The 7942-nt window shown below is 43.2% G+C and carries 6 protein-coding genes and 1 pseudogene; 3 read left to right on the plus strand and 4 right to left on the minus strand.

The features are described from left to right. On the minus strand, positions 1 to 770 hold a 770-nt coding region (locus AC1DWN_RS22355; protein ID WP_477561108.1), incomplete at its 3' end, for an ABC transporter substrate-binding protein. A gap of 158 nt (positions 771 to 928) precedes the next feature. Here AC1DWN_RS22355 and AC1DWN_RS22360 point away from each other — a divergent pair. Together AC1DWN_RS22360 and AC1DWN_RS22365 are read left to right on the plus strand one after the other, a co-directional pair. After that, positions 929 to 2428, plus strand: coding sequence for an ATP-binding protein (locus AC1DWN_RS22360; protein WP_477561109.1), 1500 nt, complete (start codon positions 929 to 931; stop codon positions 2426 to 2428). Between the two features lie 25 nt (positions 2429 to 2453). Continuing rightward, positions 2454 to 3137 (plus strand): response regulator transcription factor, encoded by a 684-nt coding sequence (locus AC1DWN_RS22365; protein WP_477561110.1) that lies wholly within the window; start codon positions 2454 to 2456, stop codon positions 3135 to 3137. A gap of 12 nt (positions 3138 to 3149) precedes the next feature. Here the strand turns inward: AC1DWN_RS22365 and AC1DWN_RS22370 are convergent, their stop codons facing one another. Then, on the minus strand, positions 3150 to 4016 hold the full coding sequence (locus AC1DWN_RS22370; protein WP_477561111.1) for a helix-turn-helix domain-containing protein: 867 nt from the start codon (positions 4014 to 4016) through the stop codon (positions 3150 to 3152). 167 nt (positions 4017 to 4183) lie between these two features. Here AC1DWN_RS22370 and AC1DWN_RS22375 point away from each other — a divergent pair, with 167 nt between their 5' ends. Further along, entirely contained in the window at positions 4184 to 5704 is a 1521-nt protein-coding gene (locus AC1DWN_RS22375) for a sulfatase family protein (protein ID WP_477561112.1), read from the plus strand. A 384-nt stretch (positions 5705 to 6088) separates the two neighbouring features. Here the strand turns inward: AC1DWN_RS22375 and AC1DWN_RS22380 are convergent, their stop codons facing one another. Together AC1DWN_RS22380 and AC1DWN_RS22385 are read right to left on the minus strand one after the other, a co-directional pair. Further along, entirely contained in the window at positions 6089 to 7390 is a 1302-nt protein-coding gene (locus AC1DWN_RS22380) for a 6-phospho-beta-glucosidase (protein WP_477561113.1), read from the minus strand. A gap of 60 nt (positions 7391 to 7450) precedes the next feature. Beyond that, a pseudogene (locus tag AC1DWN_RS22385) lies at positions 7451 to 7942 on the minus strand (N-acetylglucosamine kinase); the annotation flags it as partial.

Genomic DNA, 7942 nt, shown 5'->3' on the forward strand with positions numbered 1-7942 from the left:
GAATTGTAGTGTGCTGAAGTTGTAATCTGTTCCATCCATGGCATAATTGAACCGTCTTTCTCCATGTCCATTCTGAACTGAAGCCCTTTTGCAAACGGTTTCAAATCTTTATCGATAATGGATGAGCCGCTTTGCACAGCTTGCATATACCAGGTTTGAGCCCATGGCTGCAAGAACGCTCCATATATTTTGTCCGTGCCTTCACCCTTTGTCATCTTCTTAGCAAGCTCACGGAATTCATCCCATGTCATATCCGCTTTCGGATAGTCCACTTTCATTTGATCGAACAGCGTCTTATTGTAATAAAGCATCCAGTTCGATTTGCGGTAAGGAAGACCGTAGGATTCATTTTTTATTTTCAACGAATCATAAAGGGGGCCAAAACCAGATACATCTACTTTATTTTCTTTGATGAAACCATCAAGCGGCTCTAGAATACCGGTATCGAGAAGAACATCCATGTTTCCTCCGAAAATATCGATGTCATCGCCAGAGGAAAGCTGCAGCCGAAGCTTCTCATAATATTGTGCTTGCGGAATCGTATCTATCGTTACCGTGATGTTTGGGTTTTCTTTGCGGAAGTCTTCGTATACCTCTTTGAATGTATCCAGATCAGCTGGCAATACCGTCATTTTTAATGCAACCTGCTTTGCTTCTGTCTTTCCTGAGGCTTCTCCATTCTTGCCTTTATTGGACGTATCCGAGCCGCAGCCGGATAGAAGCCCGATAGCGAGAGTACTCACTGCTAGAAGCGAAAATATTTTTCTCATTTTACAATCCCCCTGATCTTTAGTATTATGTGTGCATTACTTAAGGCACACTTTGATTATAGGGATCATCCTAACATCACATAAGGTGAATGTTTTATACCCCTATTAATTAAACCCCTCTTATCTGTCAAACACTTCACTGCTGGAAGGTTGTCCAAATGATCTACTTAACACTTTTGTTGCTCGTCTTAGCGATATTCTTTACCTACAAAAAATTGAATAATGTTTCTACCCGATTTATGTATGGCATTATTTTGGCGTGGGGACTGTCATTCACATCGTTTATTTTGTATTTAAGCAAGTTTAATTATTATCAAAATATCATCAGCTCATTTTTCAGTTTTAGTCCAGGAACCTGGAACTATCTCGTACTCACCAGTTTCAATCCGAATCTTCTTATCCGTCTGCTGAACGGTGGGGTGATTCTGTTTAACTTCTCACTTCTATGCTTCGCCGTATCCTTTACACGAACGTCAAAAAAGCTGCGTAATACTCGCATTTACACAGTCATTACCACTATTTCGGTTGCACAGCTTTTATTTTTCGACCCATCCATACAAATATGGCTGCAGATAAGTATCAAAGATATGCCAACTGATTTATCTGCTTTTTTCAGAGAAGCTGTGATACTATTGAACCAGCTATTTAAATACGTCAACTACGCGTATTTAATCGTTGCGTTTTTGCTCATGCTTAATTTTTACATTAATTATCCGAAAATCAAATTTATAAAAAATTATGCGCTCTACCATATTCTCATCCTTGCGCCCGTAGCTATTATTCATTTGCTTATTTTCTCTTGGGCACCGAAAAATCTTGTTATAGCAACGGTATTAACCGGATACTACAATTACCTTCAGCCTAATGTTGGTTCTTATCCATTTGTCTTTCGCATTTTTCCTTACTTGGTTATTCTCGCGCTTACCTTTATGATCTATATCATGTACCGATACAGCTCTATTGAAGCTTACAACAGGAGTCATGATATTCAAATCAAGAATAGTATTGATACCGCTTCACTCGGCGTCAAAGCTTTTACTCATTCGTTAAAAAATCATTTGCTGGCTATTCAATTCGAAGCAGAATATCTTAAAGGTATTCATACCGATAAAGAGTCAACCTACAGTCTTGACCTGATGCTCGCATCCTGCAGCAAAGGAATGGAGAGTATCACTTACGCTGCGAATAAGCTGCAAGACATCAGCCTTAATTTGCAGCCTCAACTGCTCAATGTGCCTGTCAATGAGGCTATTTCAAGACTGAATGTGGGTAATACTAACTTTAAGTTTACTTTAAACTCTGATGAGGAGCTTCCGCTATGCTATGTAGACACCCATTACATGAGCGAGGTTATTTATAATCTATTAGAAAATGCGGTAGAGTCTCTCTCTCAGCAAGATACAGGACAGATCGTCGTTACCCTCTCGGAAAGTAATAACTGGGCTATTATTGCCATCAAAGATGATGGACCCGGCATTGCTGAAGAAAATTTAGAACACATTTTCAGCCCTTTCTTCACAACGAAAGCCTCCGTTAATAATTGGGGCATCGGACTTTCTTATTGTCATAAAATTGTTATCGGACATGACGGGAAAATCATTGTTGAAAGTGACCCTGATCAAGGAACCACGTTTAAAATTTTTCTTCCAGTGATTTAATCAGATCTTAAATGGGGTGCTTGATTTGGATCAAAACATACAAATTTTAGTCGTGGATGATATCGAATCACATCGGCGGCGATTGGAGCGTATTATCGCTGCTTGTGATGATATGGAGTTAATATCATCCGTGGAATCCGGTCATGAGGCCATTGAAGCTGCAATCGAGTATCAGCCTGATATTATTTTAATGGATGTAGAGATGGAAGAACCGCTTGCAGGCATTAACGCTGCCAGACAAATTCACGAGCTGTTTCCACATATTAAAATCATTATTGTAACCGTTCACAAAGACGATAATATTATTTTTGCTGCCTTCCAGACCGGTATTATTGATTATCTTGTTAAATCCGCCGCTCAAGAGGAGGTCATAGAAGCAATAAGATCGGCATATCGTGATAGCTCTCCCATTCGGCCGATGATCGCGAAGAGCATTCGTTCCGAATTTGTTCGAATTAAAAGAACGGAAAGCAGTATTCTTTTTGTCATACAAATTATTTCCGAATTGACGCCTAGTGAACTCCAGGTGCTAAAGCTGCTTTGTGAGAAAAAAACGAGGAAACAAATTGCAGAGGAGCGCTGCGTTGAATATGAGACCGTCAAAAAACAAATGACAAGCATATTAAAAAAATTCAATATGGCTAGCTCCGCTGACATTATTAGTACGGTGAACGAGTTAAAAATCTTTGAGCTCTTAAAAAAGATATAGAAGTGTTTCCTGTTAGGTGTTACTGCCCTTTACCGAGCGTGTTTGCTTCGGCGAATGGCCAAAATATTGGCCGAAGGCACGAGTGAAGGAAGCCGCATCGGAATAACCCAAGCTAAGACCAATCTCAAGGACGGAACGTGAGCTTTCTCTCAGCAATAGCTCCGCCTGTTCCATGCGCAGCTTTCGTAAGTATTCAGACGGAGTGATCCCTACCTGTTCCGTAAAAAGCTTAGAGAAATGAGTTCGATGAATGCCAACATGGTCGGCTGCTTGCTGTACGCCGATCTGCTCCCGATAATGGGTTCTCATATATTCCAAGCTGTCTGGAATCCATTCCTTCGGCCCGCTTCTAACCGCTTCAACTTTTTCTTGATGTCCGCAAAGCTGACTGAACAACCGATACAATAAACTGCTGCGTCTAAGCTTATTGTATCGGCTTTGCTCATTTCCGGTTTGCAGCAATTGCTGCAGCGTCAGCAGCAACTCCTTCGTGATCTTCTTCTTTGCATACGGCACCTCTGGGCTAACCGAAATCATGTTCAGCAGTAACGATGATTGTGGACCGTCAAAAGCGACCCACGTCATCTCTAGGGGAGACTTGTGATCGACCATCCGATAAGTATAGGTATGCTCAGGAAACAGACAGAAAAAGCCGCCCTCACTAAGCATTATCCTCTCACGACCATTGTCCAGTTCTACTGCCCCGCCCCTGACAAAATGCAAACTAAAATAGGCAATTCTCTTAGGACCTGCGTGATAGCCCCTCTTGGCCTCATTTTGACCGATCCGAACCGCCCAAACTCCTGAATGAATATCAAATTCATCCGGTACGAAGTAATAGTTTTCTGCATATTCCTGTGAGTTTTCCTCCATGGACATCGTAATCACCTCTTACTTTTGGATTTTATCGATTCCATTCACCCTAGCATATATCCTACAAAATGCAAAGAAAAGACAACTGTCTGTAATTGTTTAGAGCTGATGAATTCCTCTATAATCAAGGCAAGATTAACTTGTACGTGAATAAGGATGAGGGGGAGCAATCTATGACTGCAAGTAAACGGCCTAATATTTTGCTAATTACGAGCGACCAACAGCATTGGAACACCATTGGAGCCTTTAATCCGGAGATATCGACACCGAACCTGGATAGGCTCGTTCAAGAAGGTACCACTTTCGGCAGAGCCTATTGCCCGAACCCCACATGTACACCGACAAGAGCTTCCATCATTACAGGGATGTATCCAAGTCAGCATGGAGCGTGGACATTAGGCACAAAACTGGCTGAGGACAAAGCGACAATCGGAGAGATATTGCATAATAATGATTACCGCACAGCGCTGATTGGGAAGGCTCACTTCCAACCTGTCAACGCAACCGAAGCCTACCCTTCCCTTGAAGGAAAAGATAAATTGCATGACTACGAATTTTGGAAAGCATTCACTGGCCCTTACTACGGATTTGAATCTGCCGAGATGGTACGCTGCCATACGAATGAATGGCTTGTAGGGCAGCATTATGTACTATGGCTCGAAGCTAAGGGGTGTACCAATTGGCGTGACTACTTCACCGCACCGACAGGAACAATGGATGACAAGCATCTGTTCGATTGGCCGATTCCAGAGGAATATCACTATAATACGTGGATTGCTGAAAGGACAGCACAATTGCTGGAAGAATACAAAGAAAAGGACGACTCCTTCTTCCTTTGGGCAAGCTTCCCAGACCCGCATCCGCCCTATTTGGCACCGGAGCCATGGTCAAGCATGTACGATCCTGATCAATTAACCATACCAAAAGGAACACCTGGCGAGCATGATGCAAATCCCCCTCACTTTGGTATGACACAACAGAAGAATCCCGATTTCTCTGCATACAAAGAATCGGGATATGGCATCCACGGCTATCATACCCACTTGCTGTATTCAGAAGAGGAGCATAAGAAAGCCGTTGCCGTCTACTACGGCATGGTTAGCTTTATGGACAAATATATCGGCCGCATTCTGGACAAGGTGGATGAGCTCGGCCTGAGTGAGGATACAATCATACTTTTCACGACTGACCACGGCCACTTCTTCGGTCAGCACGGCTTGCAAGCAAAAGGCGGATTCCATTACGAGGACTTGCTGCGCATTCCATTTATCGTGAAATATCCAGGTGGCGTACCTGCCGGACAAACATCAAACTCACTGCAATCGCTGGTGGATCTTGCTCCAACTTTCCTTGGATTTGCCGGAATCCCGATTCCAGGCGAAATGACTGGCGTCGATCAATCGGAGGTTTGGCGTCAGCCAGAATTAACAGCGCGGGATCATGTTATTTGTGAATTCCATCATGAGCCGACGACTATACATCAGAAGTCATATGTGAATGATCGTTATAAGCTGACTGTGTATTACAACCAAATGTATGGGGAGTTATTTGACCTTAAAGAAGACCCGAACGAGCTGCACAATTTGTGGGACGATGAGCGTTATAAGGAGCTCAAGTTTGAGCTCTTGATGAAGTATGTGTGGGCAGAGTTAGGCAAAGAAGCAATGCCAATGCCGCGCATTTCACACGCTTAATGAACCTAAGTTCTAAAGCTTCTTTTTGATAAAAGAAAGCCAATATGGCAATGAAGCTGAAGCATGGGGACGAATCAATCGCAATAATAATCGTAATTGCATACACAATTGCCACCTTAAAAAGGCATTCCCGGGCGCATTATCGGTTACTCCTAAAGCAAACAAACCTTTAAGCCCATTAATCGAGCTTACGCCCACCAAACTAACCAAAAAAAGAGACCTTAAGCACCGAAATCGTGCTTAAAGTGCGGTACAACACCCAAATGAAGAAACACCTAACCAAATAGACATAGTAAAACCCCCAACCTCTTACGGTCGGGGGCTGGGGACACTCTTCTAACTTCTATTGTTCAAATACCGACTGTGCTCTTGAATAGCTGCCCTTTATTGAAAAAAAGCAGGCAAATAACGCTTGTTACACTCCAACATCTCATCTAGCAGCGTTTTGGCAACTTGGACTGATGGAACGAGCGGGTGACTTGCCATCGCTTGAAGCGCGACTGCTCTACTACCGGTTATTGCCGCTTCAATTGTAAGCCGTTCGTATGTCTTAACTGCATGAATTAAGCCCTTCGTTTGCTCAGGTACTTGTGTAACCGACAACGGGATCGGCCCTTTGCTAGTAACGACGCAGTTCACTTCAATACTAGCGTTTGCCGGAAGAAAGTCGAGAACATGACCATTTAACACGTTCAAGGTTTGGATGTCACGTTTATCGTTATACAGCGAGTCCATTAAATTAACAGCTGCTTCGGAATAATATGCTCCACCTCGCTGCTCAAGCTGCTTTGGTTTTTCTTGTAGGTTAGGATCCTTATATAGTTGAAATAATTCATCCTCTACCCTCTTCACGACTTCCGCTCGTGTTCCATTCTCTTTCAGAGACTCTAGCTGCTCCGCAAGCATGGCGTCTGTCATATAGAAATATTTCAAATAATAAGAAGGGAGTCCTCCTAAACCTCGCAGAAATTCAGGATCCCACTCTGTTGCAGGAACATTTTTCGCCGAATACTCTTCCCTCTTGTCTAACAGCTCCGTAAGCCTATCCACTCCGTCAACTTCAATACGAGTTACCCAATGCAGGTGGTTTAATCCTACAAACTCTGTATAGATGTGGCTAATTGGCGTATCATATTTCTCACTTAACCATTTCTGAAGTCCGATCGGCGCATTGCAAAGTCCAATACTTTTCACTTTGGAGTGCCGACTGATTGCCTCTGTAACCATACCTGCAGGATTCGTAAAATTCAAGAGCCACGCATTCGGACTTAATTCTTCAATATCCTTGCAAATATCCAGCAAAACCGGAATCGTGCGAAGAGCCTTCATCATACCGCCTGGCCCAGTTGTTTCTTGACCAATCACCCCATGCAAATTAGGAATATGCTCATCCCATTTGCGAGCTTCAAGTAAGCCTACTCTCATTTGAGTCGTAATAAAATGTGCGCCCTCAATCGCTTTACGGCGATCCATCGTTAAATGAACTTCGATTGGCAGTCCCGATTTGGCAACCATCCGCTTAGCTAACTCTCCAACGATTTCAAGCTTCTGTCTACCTTCCTCTATATCAACTAACCAAAGCTCCCTAACAGGCAGCTGCTCGTACTTCCGAATAAAACCTTCCACAATTTCCGGCGTATAGGAAGAACCGCCGCCAATGACTGCTATTTTCAAACTCTCTCGCACACTCATTCTGATATCTTCCTTTCCACTAATGAATCTTACAATAAGCATGCTGCGTAACTGCTAAACCAAGTTGTACTCCGATATGGATCGCATTCGATTAATGACTTCCTCTGGAATCTTGTCTCCCTCAGCCTCAAAAGCCAGCCATAATGCTCCAACTACAGGTTCAACCTCAAGCTTAACCAGCGAAGCGTTTGGAGCACATTCTTTAACTGCCTGCTCAATGTAAGGATGAACAAATCTGCTTTCTCCCCGGGTAAGAACACTTCCAGCGAGCACAACATCAAATTGGTCGCCCTCCATGCTCAGACGCTTAATAATGGCCTGAGCTGACTTGCCTAACTCTTCACCCTGCTTTCGCAAAATTGCTATAGCCACCTCATCTTCGTGAGCCGCAGCTTGAAAAAGCAGCTTTACACTCTTAAGTGGGGGAGTCTTTTCGTGATCCAAATAATCGTTGAACATGTCGGACACGTTGTCATACCCAAGATCCTTCAATAATAGGTCTGTTAGCAAAGTCGGTATTTCACGGCCTTCCCATGACCGTATAAC

Source organism: Paenibacillus sp. P4_A7 (genome assembly GCF_056402455.1).